Below are 16448 nucleotides of genomic sequence, written 5' to 3' on the forward strand. Positions count from 1 at the left end.
TGCGGGCCCCGATGGCTTCCACCCGGATCGTCCGGCAACCGTGCCGGGCCGATCCGGGCGGGTCCCGGGAGGTTTCCTATTGCCCGACGTAGGCGCAGCCGCCTTCCTCGATCGGGCGGTAGACGCCGCTGTCGCCGGGAAGCGTCGCCACGACCCGCAGATAATCGTACTCGTACTTGATTTCCGACGGCTTCTTCACCTCCATCAGATGGAGGTCGTTCAGCACGCGGCCGTCCTCGCGGATCTTCGAGTTCGCATGGTACATGTCGTTCATCGGCATCTCCCTCATCTTCTCGGCGACGGTCGGGCCGTCGTCGGTACCGGTCGCTTCCACGGCCTTGAGGTAGTGGAGCATCGCGGCGTAGGCGCCCGCCTGGAAGTGGCTCGGCGGCCGCGGCGCGCCCGCGTCCATGAAGCGCTTGGTGAAGGCGCGCGTCTCCTCGTTGAGGTCCCAGTAGAACGGGACGACGAAGGAGATGCCCTGCGCCGCCTCCGGCCCGAGCGCGTTGATGTCGATGAAGTCGAGGAGGAAGCCGACGATAGTCTGCCCGCCGGCCGCGACGCCGAATTCCTGGCTCGCCTTGATCGTGTTGACAAGGTCGCCGCCGGCATTGGCCATCCCGACCGCCTTGGCGCCGGAGGCCTGCGCCGCCAAGACGTAGGACGAGTAGTCGACGGTGCCCATCGGATGCTTCACGGCCCCGAGGACCGTGCCACCGCTTTCGGCCACCACCTCGGTCGCCTGCGATTCCAGCGCATGGCCGAAGGCGTAGTCGGCGGTGATGAAGAACCACGAATCGCGGCCGCTCCGGGTGACGGCCTGAACCGCGCCCTTGGCGATCGAATAGGTGTCCGCCGAGATATGGATGCCCGTGGGCGAGCATTCCTTGCCGGTGAGCTCGCCCGTCGCCGCGCCGTTGATGAGAAAGATCTTGCCGCGTTCGCGCGCGATCGCCTGCATCGCCAGCGCGGCCGACGAGGCCGCTCCGTCCATGATGACGTCGACCTTGCCGACATCGAACATCTCGCGGACGATGTTGGCCGCGACATCGGGCTTGTTCTGGTGGTCGACGCCGACGATCTCGATCGGCTTGCCGAGAATCTTGCCGCCGAAGTCCTCGGCGGCGAGCTTCGCCGCGATCACCGAGCCGGCGCCGCCATAGTCCGAAAACGGCCCCGACTGGTCGTTGACGACCGCGACGCGGATGGCGTCCTCGCCGGCGCTGGCCGTTGCCGGGGCCAGCCCCGCCATGGCGAGCGCCAAGAGCGCGACCCCTGCATGCAGAGTTCCTGATCTGGTCATGTTGCATCCTCCCGTTCGAGTTGTTGAGATGCACCGCCTGCCGAATGCATCCTTGCGCTTGCTTTCGCCGCCGGCGATCCCGGCAGCCAGGCTGCGGATGAGCTTCCTCCCGGCTATCGCCCGACGAAGGCCGGCGCGCGCTTTTCCATGAACGCCTGCCGCGCCTCCCGCGTGTCGGCGGCGTCCCTGAGCCTGTAGGTCAGACCCTGCTCGTGCCTGAAGGCGTCGCGGAACGGCATCTCCTCGACGACCGCATAGGCCTGCTTGGCGTAGTAGAGGGCGAGCGGGCTCTTTTGGGCGAGCTCGCGCGCCAGCGCCATGGCCTCGTCCATCAGCCTCTCGGCCGGCACGCATGCGTCGATGGCTCCGAGCCGCGCCAGCTCCGGGCCGGAGATGCGGGCCCCGGTGTAGAGGAGCCTGCGGCCTATCGAGCCGCTCAGCCCAAGACGGTGCAGCACCGAGCCGCCGCCCGGAATCCCGACATTGATCTCGGGAAGCGAGAACGAGGCGGTTTCCGAGGCGATCATGATGTCGCACGCCGCCGCCAGCGAGAAGCCGCCGCCGAGCGCCACGCCGTTGACCGCGGCGATGATCGGCTTGGTGCATTCGCGGACGGAATTGTCCAGCTCGCGCACCTTGCGCATCATGTCGGTGTAGCGCCCCGGCGTCTGCTCCAGCTCCAGCATCTCCTTGATGTCGGCCCCGGCGCAGAACACCTTTCCGGTCCCCGTCAGGATGACGACGCGGACATCCTCGCGCTCGCTCATCTCGTCGAAGACGCCGACGAACTCGTCGCGCATCTGAAGGTTCTGGGCGTTGACCGGCGGCCGGTCGATCCGTACGACCGCGACGGCGTCGGATACCGTAACCTCAAGGTAGTCCCTGCTCATTGTTCCGCTCCCGTTGCTTCGCGCCGTCGCCGTCTTTTCGCCGGCGACGATCACTTCGACTGGAATTTCGGCGGGCGCCGGCCGGTGAAGGCGTTCACCGCTTCCTGATGGTCGTGCTGCTGCTGGTTGATCGTCTCGTAGGCGACGCCGGCCTCGGTCACGCCGAGCGCGTGGCGGCGCAGCTCGAGATTGGTGGCGGTCTTCGTCCAGCGAATGGCGAGCTGCGATCCGGCAGCCAGCTCCCGGGCGAGCTCGTCGACCTTGTCGTCCAGCTGGTCGGCCGGCACCACATAGTTGAAAAGGCCCATCTCGTGCGCGGCCTGCGCGGTGAGCATGCGGCCGGTGAGCAACATTTCCTTGGCGCGATGGTAGCCGACGAGCTGGGGCCACAGGAAGGTGCCGCCGTCACCGGCGACGATCCCCATCTTCACATGCGGGTCGCCGATCAGCACGTTCTCGGCGGCGACGACGATGTCGCACAGCAGCGCCAGCGACGCGCCGAGGCCGGCGGCCGCGCCGTTCAGGCGGCAGATGATCGGCTTTTCCAGCTCCAGCAGGCTCGTGGTGATGCGCTTCGCCGGGGCGAGGATCGCCCGCCAGCGGCTGGGGTCGTCGATCATCCCCTGGAACCATCCCATGTCGCCGCCGGCGCAGAAGAACTTGCCGGTCCCGGACAGGATGACGACGTCGCTGTCGGGATCGTCGTTGACCTCGTAGAAGACCCGCGACAGCTCGTGATGGAGATCATCGTCGACCGCGTTCCTCGTCTCGGGGGAATTGATGGATACGCGCAGAATCCGCCCTTCCCTCGCGAACTCGATCTTCTTGTATCCGGACAGTAACGCACTCATCGTCTTTCCTCTCTTTTGCGATTGTCATGCCTTGCGCCGCCACGCCCGGCCCAGTTCGCGCTCGCGATCCCATGCCGCGTGGTTCGGCCTGTCGCGCAGCTTGTGGCGCTCGACCTCGCGCTTGGTGGTGGAGCGCGGGAAGTCGCCGACGATCTCGAGGAAGCGCGGCACCTTGAAATGGGCCATGCGCTCCTCGCACCAGCGGACCAGCGCCGCGAAATCGACCGCTGCGCCGGGCTCGACGATGAGGAACGCCTTGACGTCCTCCTCGCCGAGCTCCGAGGGAACGCCCACGACCACGGCCTCGACGACGCCGGGGAACCGGGCGACGATGCGCTCTACCTCGTAGGCGGAGATGTTCTCGCCGCGCCGGCGCAGCCAGTGGGCCTGACGGCCGGTGAAGGTCAGGTCGCCCTCGTCGTCGAGGAAGCCGAGATCGCCGGAATGATACCAGCCGTCCCGCATGCTCTCCGCCGTCCGCTCGGGCTTGTTGTAGTAGCCGAGCATGAAGGCGTGCGGGACGTTCGAGCGCAGCAGGATCTGCCCGATGACGCCCGCGGGAACGTCCTTGCCCTCGGCATCGACGATGCGGATGTCGGCCCATCCCCAGGTCCTGCCGTTGCTGCCCTGCTTGTCGGGGTTCATCCGGTTATGGACCAGGACGGCGCCGCCGACCTCGCTCGACGAATAGCAGTTGAGGAACGGAATGCCGTGGCGGCGGCTGAATTCCTGCCAGATTTCCGGCGCGGTCTGCGAGAACACCCCGAGCGAGGCGCGCACGCAGTGGTTCCTGTCGTCCTTGCCCGGCGGCAGCCGCACCAGCAGCGCGATCATGGTGCCGATGGGATCGATGACCGTCGCGCGCGTTTCCCTGACGCGGCTCCAGAACCGCGTGACGCTGAAGGCGGGATCGAGCGTCGTCGAGCAGCCGGCGACGAGCGGGCCGATCAGGCCGCACATCAGCCCGCCGACATGGAACATGGGCAGGACGGAATAATAGCGGTCCTGCCCGGTCAAGCCGAAGCCGTCGACGACGCGATAGCCGGAACCGATCCAGGCGAAATGCGGCAGAAGCACGCCCTTCGGCATGCCGGTGGTGCCGCCGGTATAAAGGATCACCGCCGGGTCCGAGGCCTCGAGGGGAACGACCGGCGGCGGGCCTTCGGAAACGGCGTGGAACAGCGAGGCGAACGGCAGGAAGCCGTCGACAACGCCCTCGCCCGTGTGAAGCGGCAGTTGCGGAATCCTGACGGCATCGCCCAGCGCCACGACCTTCTCGCGGCAGGCGTCGTCGACGACGAGCACCGCCGCGTCGGCATCGTTGAGCGTATAGGAGAGATCGTCGCCGATCAGGCCCGAGTTCAGCGGCGCCCAGATCGCGCCGAGCTTGGCCGCGCCCATCCATGTGAGGAACCCCTCCATGGAGGACGACATGAAGCAGCAGACCCGGTCGCCCTTGCGCACCCCGGCGGCATGAAAGGCGGCGGCCATCCGGTCGGACAGCCGATCCACCTCGCCGATGGTCAGCCGGCGGCCGGCGATCTCGACATGCATGCTGTCGCCATGGGTCGCCGCGCGTTCGCGCAACAGGGCGGGTATCGTCGTCCACGCCGCATGACCCCCAGGAATGCGCATGCCTGTCTCCTCCACAGCATCGCAATTTCATATCATTTTAAATGAAACGATTTGCCACTGTCAAGGCGTATTCGTTTTCCTGTAGGATGACGGGATCACGAACGGGACAGGGGATGCCGGCATTGACAGAAACGCGCGACGACGAGTTCCACCTCGACGAATGCCTGGGCTATCGCATGCTCATCACCATGAACGCGATCACCGCGCGGGTGGCGAACCGCTATTCCCGGGAGCTGGGCCTCGAAGTGCACGAAGGCCGCATCCTCACGGTCATCCGCCGCTACGGTCCGCTCTCCACCGGCGAGATCGCCCAGCGCGCGCATCTCAGCAAGCCGAAGGCCAGCCGGACGATCCAGCTTTTCATCGCCAGGGGGCTGGTCCACAGCCAGCCCCACCCCGACGACAACCGGCTGGTCAAGCTGACGCTCACGCCCCGCGGAAACGCGCTCCACGACAAGGTCGTGCCCATAATCCTCGAAGTCGAGGCCGAGTTGAGCGAAGCCATCGGCGCGCCGATGCGCGCGACCATGATGTCGGCGCTCGACAGCATTCGCGAGCGCCTGACATAGGCACCGCCACCGTCGAGAATGCACGGATCGATCCGCCCACGCCGAAGGGCGATCCTCGACGGCCCCGCCATCGGCGGCTATGCTCCGGCGCACATCGTGGCGGCGTCGTCGCCGCCGGAAACCAGCATATCAGGTGATCGTCCATGCCTTCCGAACCCCGCTCTCCCCGCCTCGCCGTCCTGATCGACGCGGACAACACCTCGCCCAGGATCGCCGACGGCCTGTTCGAGGAGATCGCGCAGATCGGCGAGGCGAGCGTCCGGCGCATCTACGGCGATTTCTCGCAAGGGCGCTCGAAGGGCTGGGCCGACATCCTGGCGAAGCACGCCATCATCCCGCAGCAGCAATTCGCCTACACCACCGGCAAGAACGCCTCCGACATCACCCTCGTCATCGACGCGATGGACCTGTTGCACAGCGGGCGGTTCGACGGCTTCTGCCTCGTCTCCTCCGACAGCGACTTCACCCGCCTCGCGGCGCGCATCCGCGAGCAGGGCGTCGACGTGTTCGGCTTCGGCGAGCAGAAGACGCCGGAGAGCTTCCGGCAGGCCTGCCGCCGCTTCATCTACACCGAGAACCTGCTGCCGGAAGCCGCAGCCAACGAGACCAGCGCGGCCAAGCAGGCGCTGCAGCCGGCCAGCCGCGCCCGGTCGATCCTGAAAAGGGTGATCTCCCAGATGGAGACGGAGGACGGCTGGGTTCCGCTCGGCGCGGTCGGGACGCAGCTCGCCAACCTCGCGCCGGATTTCGACCCGCGCACCTTCGGCTGCCGCAAGCTGAGCGACCTCGTGCGCGAAACCGACGCCTTCGACATCGACCGGGTCGGCAGCGGCCCGCTGCGCATCCGGGTCAAGCAGCCCCCGACGCCGGACAGGCAGCCGAAAGCGCCCGCCCTCTAGCCATTGCTCCTCGCTCCAGCGACATGAGGCTTCCGCCCGGCCTTCGATCGACTATAGTCGATCGCGGATGGGTTGAGGCATGGGGCTTGCGATGTTCTGTTTTCGCTTGGGCGTTGTTCTTGCGGTTGCGCTCACGTCGTTCCTGATCCCGCGGCCGGCTTTGGCCCTCAATCCCGACGATCTCATTCGCGGCCTCATGGGCATCGCCGGGCAGGAGATGACGAGACAGCGGCGCGCGCCGATCCGCGTGGAGACCGGCGAGCAGCGGCTGTCGAAGGCCCAGCGGCAGCAGCTTCAGGAAGCCCTGAACGCGCGCGGGTTCAATGTCGGGAAGCCCGACGGCTCGTTCGGAGGCAACACGCGCCGGGGCATCGCGCGCTATCAGTCGTCGCGGGGCCAGCAGGCCAGCGGCTTCCTGACGAACGAGCAGATCGCCGATCTGCTGTCCTCGCCCCGCCCGCCGTCGCAATCCGCCTCCCGATCCGCGCAGGGCGGCGAAAGCGGGTTCACGATCCTCTCCGGCGTCGACTATCCGGGCAACGATCTTCGCGAAGTGAGGAACACCGATCTTCACGCCTGCCAGGCGCTCTGCGCGTCGGAAAGCCTGTGCCAGGCCTTCACGCACAACACGGCGCGCAACGTCTGCTTCCTGAAATCGGGTTTCGGCCGCACCGTCGCCTTCGCCGGGGCCGTCTCGGGACACAAGACCGCGCCCACCGCCCCCGTAGCCGGCGGCGACGGGTTCGACGTCTTCCGCGACAGCGACATCCCGCATGGCGACTTTCGCAGCGGCCTGACGGAGGCCGGCCTGCGCGACATTCCCGTGAGCGCCTGTGAGGCCGCCTGCGCCGCCGACGGGCGTTGCGCCGCCTTCACCTACAACGAAGCCAAGGCCGTCTGCTTCCTGAAGGACGCGGCCGGCGGCCGGCAGAGCTTCGCCGGCGCGATCTCCGGCATCCGCCGCGCAGGGGCGGCGCAAGGCGGCGACGATGTCGCCTGGAAGGAAGGCGAGAGCGAAGCGCGGTTCATCGCCCGCATCAGGGCGGCGGCAAAGCCGTTGGGCGGCAGTTGCGAGGCGGAGGAAGCCGCTTTCCGGCGACTGGCCTCGGCCATGCGGATCGAGCATGACGGCCCGGCCAGCGTTCAGGCGGGCAGCCCGGTCGCGTTCAGATGGGCGCATGGCGGCCAGCACGACCTTCCCCCCGTCTATCTGGTCATCACCGCCGAACAGCCCGTCCGCTTCAGCGGCGAGGGATTCTACGCCCTGCTGCCCGGCGCGCGCGCGCCGTTCGGCATCGAGGCGCAGCGCGGGCGCACGCGCGCCATCGTTCCGCTCTCGGGCAGGGATGCGCCGGCAAGCGGCGAGGTGCGCCTCCATCCGGTGCTCGCCGGGAACGCCCGCATCGACTGGTTCCTTGCCGGATATCTGCGGCAATGCGAGAAGGAAATCGCCGGCGACGGCGACGGCTTCGCGGTCGCGGTCACGCCGGGGCTGCCGGAGATCGCCGTCGACGATCCCTTCGCCCTCTCGGCCCCGAAGCGGACCATCGCCTCGCCCGACGGCACGCGCCTGATCCGCGAATACGAGAATCATTTCCAGCTTGTCGAGACCGGCCGCATGTCGGTCCTCGGCGACTACACCGGCACCTCCCCGCGCTTTTCGGTGACGGGCCGGTTCGTCACCTTTCAGCAGGCGGACTGGAATGAAGACGATTCCGAAAGCGCATCGTCCAACATTCTCGACGCGATCGACGGACGGCCCACGGGCAGCGCCGTCAATGTGCCGGCGGCATGGGCCCACGACGATTCCTTCGTGATCGGCGACGGATTGGGCTACGGGATCGTCGATGTCGTCAACCCGCTGCGCGCGAAAGGCGACCTCTCCGGCGACAACCGCATATCGTGCTTCGCCTGCTCGGCCTGGGACGGGACCCGCTTCCGCCTCGACCTCGAAAACAACGTCGCCGTCTTCGCCACGGAAGCCGGCGGGGAGCCCTATCTGCACATCAAGTCGCTGACGACCGACACCGTGGTCGCGCGCGACATGTGGAACGAGGACCTGCCCTCCGCCGGCGAGGCTCTGCGCCTGTTCCGGCAGCGGCATCAGGTCGCCGGCTTCAGGCAACCCGCGCTGTGGGAACTGGAAGGCGGCTTGCGGCTGTCGATGCCGCAGCTCGATCCGCTTCTGAGCGATCATCCGAGCGCAAAGGATCACGACCGCTTCGCCATCGAGCCCATCCTGCTTTCGGGCGCAGCCGCGAAGGTCGCGGCGCTCGATGGGGAGGCAAGCCTGTCGCGCAGCGTCGAATGGCGCGGCGCGACCTCGCTCGTGCCCCGCAGCAGGCCGGCGCAGACCGACTATCGCGAGAAGCTGGAGGGCTTCGGCTTCCGCTTCGCGAGCCGCGTCACGCCCGACGTGCTCTATGATTCGGCCTCCACGTTCGGGTCGGAGGACGCGCGCGACCGGCTGCGCGACGAACTGTGGCAACGGGACGAGCGGCTGCGCGAGACGATCCGCACGACCACCATGACGTCTTCCGGCCAGACCTTCACCAACAATTGCGCGTCTCCGTTCACGCGGGACACCGAGACGGAAGAGCGCCTGACATTCGACGCGCCGGACATCGACGCGTATGGCATGTGGAAGGCCGGCCCGAAGGAGTTCAGCTTCCTGCAGATCGCGTGCAGCGACGGCGCACGGGCCGGCGCGTCATGGACGGAGTTCTTCGTTCTCGACCGGGACCACCCCAAGGGTATCCGGGCAGTGGAATTCGCCGGTTCCTATTTCCACCTCTACGGCGACATGCTGGTGGGCTGGAGCGAAGCGGGCGCCCAGGTCGCGGACATTTCGGATTTCGGCGGGGTCCGCAGGGTGGAGTTCCAGTCGCGGAGCAGCCTGACCACGGATGTCCGGCTGACCGAGGACCGGAACCATATCGTCCAGATCAACAGCGACGGCTCCTTCTTCGTTCACGCGCTCGACAGCGCCGCGCAGATCCTGGAAGGCCGGTATCTCGACGACGAGATCGTCGTCTGGATGCCCGACCTGCGCTTCGACGCGACCGCCGAGGGCGCGCACTACATCTCGGCGCGCTTCCCCGGCAATCTCGGGCAATACACCTTCCAGCAGCTGGCGGCCCGCCTTCAGGTCGACGGGCTCGTTGACCGGCTGCTTTCCGGCGGTGAGACGTTCGAGACGCCGCAGATCGGCATTCCGCCGCGGCTGTCGGCCGAGGTCGAGGCGTCCGATGCCGGGCGCGTCTCGGTAAACGCCGCCATCGAGGCCTTCACCGCCGTCAGGGAAGTGCGCGTGTTTCAGGACGGGGTGCTCACCGACACGATCGCCGTCGGCGGCCAGGCGCGGGCGTCCTTCGACGTGCCGCGCCTTGCCGGCGCGCGCTGGATATCGCTCGTCGCGGTCGACGAGCTCGGCATGCTCAGCCTTCCCGTCGGCCGCGATCTCGGCCCCGCCGGGCCGGAGGCGTTGCCGGTGGTCCGGTCGCTGTCCGTCGGCGTCGACCGCTACGACGACGGGCGGCTCGGCAATCTCTCCTTCGCCGTTGCCGATACCCAGACCCTCGCGAAAAGCCTCGCCGCCTCCGACGGAACGTCCATCGCGCTTGCCGACTCCACGACCCTTCCCAACGAGGAAGCGTCGCGCGAGGCCGTCCTGTCGGCGATCGAGCGCATGGTGGCAGAGGCGGGCCCCGGAGAGACGCTCACCTTCTTCTTCGCCGGCCACGGCATCACCGGCGACGACGGCCGCTACTATCTCGCGACGACGACCACCGACGCCGGCCGGATCGCCGAAACCGCCCTGCCCTGGGATGCCGTTTCGGCGATCCTCGCAAAATCGGCGGCGCGCGTGCTGGTCTTCCTCGACGCGTGCCATTCCGGCGTGGCCGGCACGGGCATGGAAGCGACCAACGATGACGCGGCCGCCGACATGCTTGCCGCCATTCCCTCGGGGCTGGTGATCCTCTCGGCGTCCAAGGGCCGGCAGTTCTCCGAGGAGAGCCCCGCGGCCGGCGGCGGCGTCTTCACCAACGCGGTGGCCGACGTCATCGCGCGCCAGCGGCCGGCCCACGACGCCAACGGCAACGGGGCCATCGAGGTCTCCGAGCTCTATGCCGGCGTCAAGCGGCTGGTCATGGAGCGGACGGACGGGCGCCAGACCCCGTGGCTGGTCCGGAACGAGATGGTCGGCGATTTCGCGCTGTTCTGAGCGCCCGCGCCGCGACGCGCCCGCTTGTCGCGGCAGGAAAACATGAGTAATAGAGGCATGTTTTAGCCTGCCATCGCCGGTGGCGGCGGCCGGGGGCCCCTGTCTCCCGCCGGATACGAAAAGCGTCCGACAAGAAAAGTACGACGAGTTGAGCTGGGACATTCACACCCTCTTCCGCCGCCACGCACGGGACATCGTCCAGTCCTTGCGCCGCCGGGGTATCAGCGAGGAGACGGCCGCGGATCTGACGCAGGACACCTTCGTGCGCGTCCTGACGTCCCCGCCTGCCACGAATGCGTCTTCGCACAATCCCGCCGGCTATCTGTTCCGGGTCGCCCGCAATCTGGGCATCGACCATCAGAGGCGCGAGCGCCTGCTGGTCCGCGTCGACCTCGCGCCGGAAGATTTCGCGGCCATCGCCGATCCCTCGCCCTCGCCGGAAGCGATCACCTACGACCGCCAGCGGCTGGCCCTGACGCAGGCCGCGCTGGCGGAGCTGCCGGAGCGGACGCGCCGGGCGTTCGAGCTGCACCGGATGGACGAGATGACGATCGCAGCGGTCGCGGCCGAGCTTGGCCTCTCCGTATCGCGCGTCTGGACCCTGATCCGCACCGCCTACGAGCATGTCGACGCCCGGCTGACGGACGGCTCCTGAGCCCTCGCCGGGAAACAGAAAATTTCGCCCCGCCATTCGTAGTATGGATACGGGCAGGAGGCGGGAGGCGCAGAGTTCCATGGCCGAACCATCGGAGGATCGTCACTTGTTCCGCGAGGCGGCGGACCTCGCGATCCGCCTGCAGAACGACCCCGCCAACGCGGTTTCGCTCCGGACGGTGCAGGCATGGATGGCGCGCAGCCCACGGCATGCCGCGGCCTGGGCGCGCGTCGCCGAAATCCACGGAATGACCGGCAAGGTCCTCGCCGACGAGCGCAAGGCCGCGCGAGGTGGCGGGCTGTCGCGGCGTGGCTTCATGATCGGCGGCGCGGTCGGCCTCGGCGCAGCCGGGGCCGGCGCGATGGCGCTGCCGGGCATGCTCCTGCGCATGCGCGCCGACCATAGGACTGAGACCGCCGAGATCCGGCGCATCGACCTGCCGGACGGCAGCGTCATGACGCTCGGCCCCGACAGCGCGGCCGCAATGGCGTTCACCGATGCGCGCCGCGGCGTCGAGCTTCTGGCCGGCATGGCCTATTTCGAGGTGGCGGGCGATCCGGCCCGGCCGTTCTCCGTGCTCTCCGGTCCGGTGACGGCGACGGCGCTCGGCACCGCCTTCGACGTGTCGAGCGATGCGGGCTTCATCTCCGTCTCGGTCGAGCATGGGCGCGTCGAGGCGCGCGCGTCGGATTCGCAGCTCAGCGCCGGCGAGGAGCTCGGGGCCGGCGACTGGATCACGCTCGACCCGTCGGCGGGAAGCGTGGTGCGCGGCACGCGGGAGGCGTTCCAGATCGCCGCCTGGCGCGGCGGCATGATCGTCGCCGAACGGGAGACCGTCGCGGCCATGGTGGCGAAGATCGCACGCTGGATGCCGGGCCGCGTCATCGTCGCCGACCCCTTCCTCGGCGCGCGCGTGGTCAGCGGCGTGTTCGACCTGAAGAATCCGCTGGGCGCGCTCGAGGCGGTGGCGCGGCCGTTCGGGGCCAAGGTCCGCGGGATGGGCACCCTGGTCACCGTCATCTCCGCGGTGTGAAAATTTTCGGAGAAAGAGAGAAAATTCCGGCTCCCCATCCGTAAAGCTGGATAGGAGCCGCACTACCCAGCGATCGGGCCAAAGATCAGGCATGCCTGCTCCCCCAACGGAAAACGGAGCGGATTGGACATGGGGCTCGGATCGCAATCATTCACTCTCGGCATCGCCGGCCGCAGCGCGCTGGCCGCGGCATTGCTGGCGACGACGGCCTTGCCGGCGAGCATGGCGCTGACCGGCGCGCAAGCCTTCGCGCAGTCGCCAGCGCAGTCGCGCTTCGACATCCCGGCGGGCCCGCTTTCCCGCGCGCTCGCCGCGTTCGGCAGCCAGTCCGGCACGCAGGTGTCCTACGAGGCGTCCGTCGCGACCGGAAAAACCTCGGCGGGGATCCGGGGCGCGGCCACGCGCGAGGAGGCGCTGGCGTGGATCCTGCGGGGATCGGGCCTCGTCTATTCGTTCAGCAGCGCCACCAGCGTCGTGATCGCCGACCCCGTCTCGGCAGCGCATGCGCCGGTCGATGCCAATGGCGCGCTGGTGCTGAACACCATCGACGTGACGGCGGGCGGCAGGAGCGCCGGCTGGGACGGAAGCGCCGAGTCGGTCTATTCGACGCCCGATTCCGTCTCCCATATCGCGCAGGAGACCATCGAGCGCTTCCGCGGCCAGAACGCCGGCGACATGTTCCGCGGCACGCCGGGCGTGCTTTCCGGTGAGAACCGCAACAGCGGCGCGGTCGACGTCAACATCCGCGGCTTGCAGGGCATGAACCGCGTGCCGGTGACGGTCGACGGCGCGATGAACCAGACCTCGGTCTATCGCGGCTATCAGGGCATGAGCGGGCGCAGCTATGTCGATCCCGACTTCATCGGCGGCGTCAGCATCGAGAAGGGGCCGACGAACGGCCCGGGCTGAGCGGCATCGGCGGCTCGGTCGCCATGCGCACCTTGAATGCCGGCGACATCGTCCAGGACGGCAGGCAGTTCGGCGTCCGCGTCAAGGGCGAGCTCCTGAGCAACACGACCGATCCGGAGATCGGGAAGATCGGCGGCTGGACCGGGAGCTGGAGCCGCGGCTATACGCCCCTCGGCGGAGAGGTGAACCGGCCTTCGCTGCTCGATTTCGGCAGCGGAAGCGGCAGCGTCGTCGCCGGCTTCACCTCGGACCATGTCGATCTGGTCGCCGGCTTCGCGCGTCGCAAGACGGGCAACTACCATGCGGGCGTTCACGGCCCCGTCGCCGAGATCGTCAACATCGGCCCCTGGACCAATCCGTCCAACGGCCGGGTCTATCCCAATCGCTACGAGAACATGGGCCTGTCGCTCTATCGCGGCGGCGAGGAGGTGTTCAACACCTCGCAGGACGTGACCTCGGCCATGCTGAAGGGCACCTTCCGTTTCCTCGACGATCACGCGCTCGAGCTCGGCGTCATGACCTACAGCAACGATCATGGCGAGATCACGCCGTGGAACTACACCACCAACGCGCCGGAGCGGATCACCCAGGAGGAGCTTTCGAGGACCCGGCTCGACTCCTACACCGCCCGCTACAAGTGGAACCCGGCGGGCAACGATCTCATCCATCTCAGATGGAACGCATGGGCGACGAACCTGACCGACCTGCGGCCGAACTGGGAATCCTATCTCCAGCAACAAGGCATCGAGTTCGGATCGAAGACCTTCACCTGGGGCACGGACATCTCCAACCTCTCGCTCTTCGACACGGGGATCGGCGACCTCGCCCTCGAATACGGGGCGGGCTACTCCCACGAGGACAGCAGGCCGAGCGACAGCGACATCCGGGTCGATTATCCGCCGCGCGACGGCAAGCGGGAGGAGTTCAACGTCTTCACCCGCGCGAAGCTGGACATAACCGACCAGTGGACCGTGACCGGCGGCCTTCGCTACCAGTATTTCAGGACCGAGGACCGCTACCGGCGGGTGCTCCGCAACATCGTAGACATCCTGCCCGACGGCAGCGTCAACCTCACCCCGGTCTATGGCGAGCCCTCGCCGCCGAGAAGCGGCGACGGCTTCTCGCCGTCGCTCGGCCTCGCCTACACGCCGTGGGACGGAATCCAGGTCTTCGCCAACTACAAGCAGGGCCTGCGGCTTCCCTCGCTCCTCGAGTCGACGCGGGCGATGGGCTACGGCTTCCTTCCCGAGGTGGGGCCGGAACGGGCGCACAATCGCGAGATCGGGCTCAACATCGACCGGGCCGGCGTCTTCGGCGGCGGCGACCGCCTTGCGGTGAAGCTCGCCTACTTCAACAACCGGGTCGACGACTACCTTGCCCGCCGCTCGTCCGACGAGGCCGATCCCGAGAAGCCCGGCTACCGGCTCGGCCTGATCATCGACAACATCGAAGCCGCGAAATTCTCCGGCTTCGAGGCGAGCGCGCAATACACGATAGGCGGGACGACCATCGGCCTTTCGGGCAGCTATTTCCAGAACGTCGAATTCTGCACGCGCGCCGAGGGCTGCATGGCCAAGACCCTGTCGGGTGACTTCGCCAACAACCAGATCCCGCCGAAATACATGATCAGCCTCGACGTCAGCCAGAAGCTGTTCGACGACGCCCTGACCCTCGGCGGCCGCGTGACGCATTACGGCAAGAGGGCGATCGAGGGCTCGGCCGAGCTCTCCGGCGCCATGACCATCATCACGCCGATCGACTGGAAGCCGTTCACGCTGGTCGACGTCTTCGCGGAATATCGCCTCAACGAGAACCTGACGATGAACCTCGCGGTCGAGAACCTCACCGACCAGTACTACATCGATCCCCTGAGCCTCGGCATCGTGCCCGCCCCGGGCCGAACGGTCCGGGCGGGCCTGACGGCGAAGTTCTGAGGGCGCGCCCGGAAGGTTATTCCTCGCCGGCGACCAGCGCGGCCATCAGGTCGGGCTTGGGCATCACCGGCGGGGAATAGGCTCGGGCGCTGTGCGTCAGGCCGAGCGCGAGCATGCTCTCGATCAGCTTGTAGCTGAGCGGGCCCGGATTGATCACCGGAACGGGCAGCCGCTCCGCCAGATAGGCATGGGCCTCGTGCATTGTCGTCGAGCCGAGGCAGATCACCTCCGCGCCGTCTTCCTCGACGCATCGGCGCGCCGTCTCGAGCATCAGCGGGAAGGCCTTGTCCTCCTTCCCCGACAAAAGCGAGTGGAAGTCCGGTGGGATGTCGAACGAGCGCACCGAGGCGCATTGCCGCTCCAGGCCAAGCTCGCGCAGCACCTTGCGGTAGCGAAGATTGGCCGGCTGCCATTGCGTCAGCACGGAAAAGGTCGAGCCGAGCGAGAGCGCGTAGAGCATCGACGTCCGCCCCGGCCCGAGCACGGGGATGGTGAGGATGGAGCGCAGGGCAGCGACGCCGGAATCGCTCATCGTGTCGACGCAGACGGCATCGAACCCTTCCTGCTGCGCGCTCTGGCCGGCCGCGCACACGCCGAGGTCCATGAGGATCCAGTCGTGCTGGCTCATGAACGATTCCGAGCTGACGCGAACGGGCCGGAAAGTGATTTCCGTGCCGGCGTCCAGCTTGACGACATCGCGCTGGCGCGAGCGGCGGGCGATGTCGTCCTCGCTCATCGGGAACGGAACGATCGTCAGTATCTTCGTCATGTCGCGCTCCCTGCGAATGCAGCGCCCCGGTCGCCGATCCGGCGCAGGAGCTCGGTCTTCGGCGACAGCGGCGCCGGATAGGCCGCCTTGCTGTGGCTGAGGCCGAGGCTCAGCGCGATGTCGACCATGCGGTAGGTCAGCGGGCCGGGATTGATCACCGGAACGGGCAGCCGCGACGACAGGTAGGCGTGCGACTGATGCATGGTGGTGGAGCCGAGGATGATGACGTCGGCGCCGTCCTCGTTCACGCATTTCAGCGCCGTTTCCTCCAGAAGCGGAAAGATGTCGTCCTCCTTGCCCTGGAGCAGCGCCTGGTTGTCGGGGCGCACGCCGATGGAGCGGATCGAGGCGCACCGCGCCTCGATGCCGAGATCGGCGATCGTCTTCTTGTAAAGGATGCTCCAGCGGTCCCACATCGCCAGAAGCGAGAATTTCTCGCCCAGCATCAGCGCCGTCAGCATCGCGTGGCGGCCCGGCCCGATCACCGGGATATCGAGGATCGAGCGCAGGAGATTGACCCCGGAATCGCTCATCGAATCGACGCAGATCGCGTCGAAGCCCTCGTCCTGCGCCCTCAGGCCGACATCGGCGATGGAGAAGTCGGCGAGCGCGAGATCGTGGTAGCTGACATAGTTCGACGGCGCGAAACGGGTGGCGCGAAAGTCGAACGCGATGTCGGGCCGGCTTTTCAGCGCGTTCATCTGCTGCTTGCGCTGGAGGAGGTTCTCCTCGCTCATCGGAAACGGCACGATCACCAGAACTCTTTTCATCGGTCC

Annotated in this window: 13 protein-coding genes; 7 read left to right on the forward strand and 6 right to left on the reverse strand. The window is 67.6% G+C overall.

Annotated features, from left to right (window positions below; translation table 11 throughout):
* Positions 1–76 precede the first annotated feature (76 nt).
* From M9945_RS17980 to M9945_RS17995, 4 genes are all read right to left on the reverse strand, one after another.
* A complete protein-coding gene (locus M9945_RS17980) occupies positions 77–1303 on the reverse strand; it encodes an ABC transporter substrate-binding protein (protein WP_367930851.1) in 1227 nt (408 codons plus the stop codon).
* A 113-nt stretch (positions 1304–1416) separates the two neighbouring features.
* Entirely contained in the window at positions 1417–2193 is a 777-nt protein-coding gene (locus tag M9945_RS17985) for an enoyl-CoA hydratase/isomerase family protein (RefSeq protein WP_367930852.1), read from the reverse strand.
* 50 nt (positions 2194–2243) lie between these two features.
* Complete coding sequence (locus tag M9945_RS17990; protein ID WP_367930853.1) at positions 2244–3044, reverse strand: enoyl-CoA hydratase/isomerase family protein; 801 nt, start codon at positions 3042–3044, stop codon at positions 2244–2246.
* Positions 3045–3068: 24 nt separating this feature from the next.
* A complete protein-coding gene (locus M9945_RS17995; protein WP_367930854.1) occupies positions 3069–4679 on the reverse strand; it encodes an AMP-binding protein in 1611 nt (536 codons plus the stop codon).
* A 122-nt stretch (positions 4680–4801) separates the two neighbouring features.
* Here M9945_RS17995 and M9945_RS18000 point away from each other — a divergent pair, with 122 nt between their 5' ends.
* The 7 genes from M9945_RS18000 (at position 4802) to M9945_RS18030 (ending at position 14903) form a co-directional block, all read left to right on the forward strand.
* A complete protein-coding gene (locus M9945_RS18000; protein ID WP_367930855.1) occupies positions 4802–5248 on the forward strand; it encodes a MarR family winged helix-turn-helix transcriptional regulator in 447 nt (148 codons plus the stop codon).
* A gap of 143 nt (positions 5249–5391) precedes the next feature.
* Entirely contained in the window at positions 5392–6147 is a 756-nt protein-coding gene (locus tag M9945_RS18005) for an NYN domain-containing protein (protein WP_367945683.1), read from the forward strand.
* A gap of 160 nt (positions 6148–6307) precedes the next feature.
* Positions 6308–10372: a PAN domain-containing protein gene (locus M9945_RS18010; RefSeq protein ID WP_367945684.1), complete on the forward strand. Its 4065-nt coding sequence runs from the start codon at positions 6308–6310 to the stop codon at positions 10370–10372.
* Between the two features lie 148 nt (positions 10373–10520).
* Complete coding sequence (locus tag M9945_RS18015) at positions 10521–11027, forward strand: RNA polymerase sigma factor (protein ID WP_367929555.1); 507 nt, start codon at positions 10521–10523, stop codon at positions 11025–11027.
* A 79-nt stretch (positions 11028–11106) separates the two neighbouring features.
* Complete coding sequence (locus M9945_RS18020) at positions 11107–12060, forward strand: FecR domain-containing protein (protein WP_367929556.1); 954 nt, start codon at positions 11107–11109, stop codon at positions 12058–12060.
* Between the two features lie 129 nt (positions 12061–12189).
* A complete protein-coding gene (locus M9945_RS18025; protein WP_367929557.1) occupies positions 12190–12969 on the forward strand; it encodes a TonB-dependent receptor plug domain-containing protein in 780 nt (259 codons plus the stop codon).
* Between the two features lie 23 nt (positions 12970–12992).
* Positions 12993–14903 carry a TonB-dependent receptor gene (locus M9945_RS18030; protein WP_367929558.1) on the forward strand — a complete coding sequence of 637 codons (1911 nt, stop codon included), beginning with the start codon at positions 12993–12995 and terminating at the stop codon, positions 14901–14903.
* Positions 14904–14919: 16 nt separating this feature from the next.
* Here M9945_RS18030 and M9945_RS18035 read toward each other — a convergent pair whose 3' ends face one another.
* Together M9945_RS18035 and M9945_RS18040 are read right to left on the reverse strand one after the other, a co-directional pair.
* Positions 14920–15672: an aspartate/glutamate racemase family protein gene (locus M9945_RS18035; RefSeq protein ID WP_367929559.1), complete on the reverse strand. Its 753-nt coding sequence runs from the start codon at positions 15670–15672 to the stop codon at positions 14920–14922.
* Positions 15669–16442, reverse strand: a complete 774-nt coding sequence (locus M9945_RS18040; RefSeq protein WP_367929560.1) for an aspartate/glutamate racemase family protein — start codon at positions 16440–16442, stop codon at positions 15669–15671. Before M9945_RS18040 ends, M9945_RS18035 begins: the two co-directional genes overlap by 4 nt.
* Positions 16443–16448 lie beyond the last annotated feature (6 nt).

The organism is Aquamicrobium sp., from assembly GCF_023954335.1.
GTDB lineage: Bacteria > Pseudomonadota > Alphaproteobacteria > Rhizobiales > Rhizobiaceae > Aerobium.

What these genes read in the sequence shown, in the direction of transcription:
- M9945_RS17980 (WP_367930851.1), bottom strand. Translation starts at nt 1,303, where the DNA reads ATGACCAGATCAGGAACTCTGCATGCAGGGGTCGCGCTCTTGGCGCTC.
- M9945_RS17985 (WP_367930852.1), bottom strand. Translation starts at nt 2,193, where the DNA reads ATGAGCAGGGACTACCTTGAGGTTACGGTATCCGACGCCGTCGCGGTC.
- M9945_RS17990 (WP_367930853.1), bottom strand. Translation starts at nt 3,044, where the DNA reads ATGAGTGCGTTACTGTCCGGATACAAGAAGATCGAGTTCGCGAGGGAA.
- M9945_RS17995 (WP_367930854.1), bottom strand. Translation starts at nt 4,679, where the DNA reads ATGCGCATTCCTGGGGGTCATGCGGCGTGGACGACGATACCCGCCCTG.
- M9945_RS18005 (WP_367945683.1), top strand. Translation starts at nt 5,392, where the DNA reads ATGCCTTCCGAACCCCGCTCTCCCCGCCTCGCCGTCCTGATCGACGCG.
- M9945_RS18020 (WP_367929556.1), top strand. Translation starts at nt 11,107, where the DNA reads ATGGCCGAACCATCGGAGGATCGTCACTTGTTCCGCGAGGCGGCGGAC.
- M9945_RS18025 (WP_367929557.1), top strand. Translation starts at nt 12,190, where the DNA reads ATGGGGCTCGGATCGCAATCATTCACTCTCGGCATCGCCGGCCGCAGC.
- M9945_RS18030 (WP_367929558.1), top strand. Translation starts at nt 12,993, where the DNA reads ATGCGCACCTTGAATGCCGGCGACATCGTCCAGGACGGCAGGCAGTTC.
- M9945_RS18035 (WP_367929559.1), bottom strand. Translation starts at nt 15,672, where the DNA reads ATGACGAAGATACTGACGATCGTTCCGTTCCCGATGAGCGAGGACGAC.
- M9945_RS18040 (WP_367929560.1), bottom strand. Translation starts at nt 16,442, where the DNA reads ATGAAAAGAGTTCTGGTGATCGTGCCGTTTCCGATGAGCGAGGAGAAC.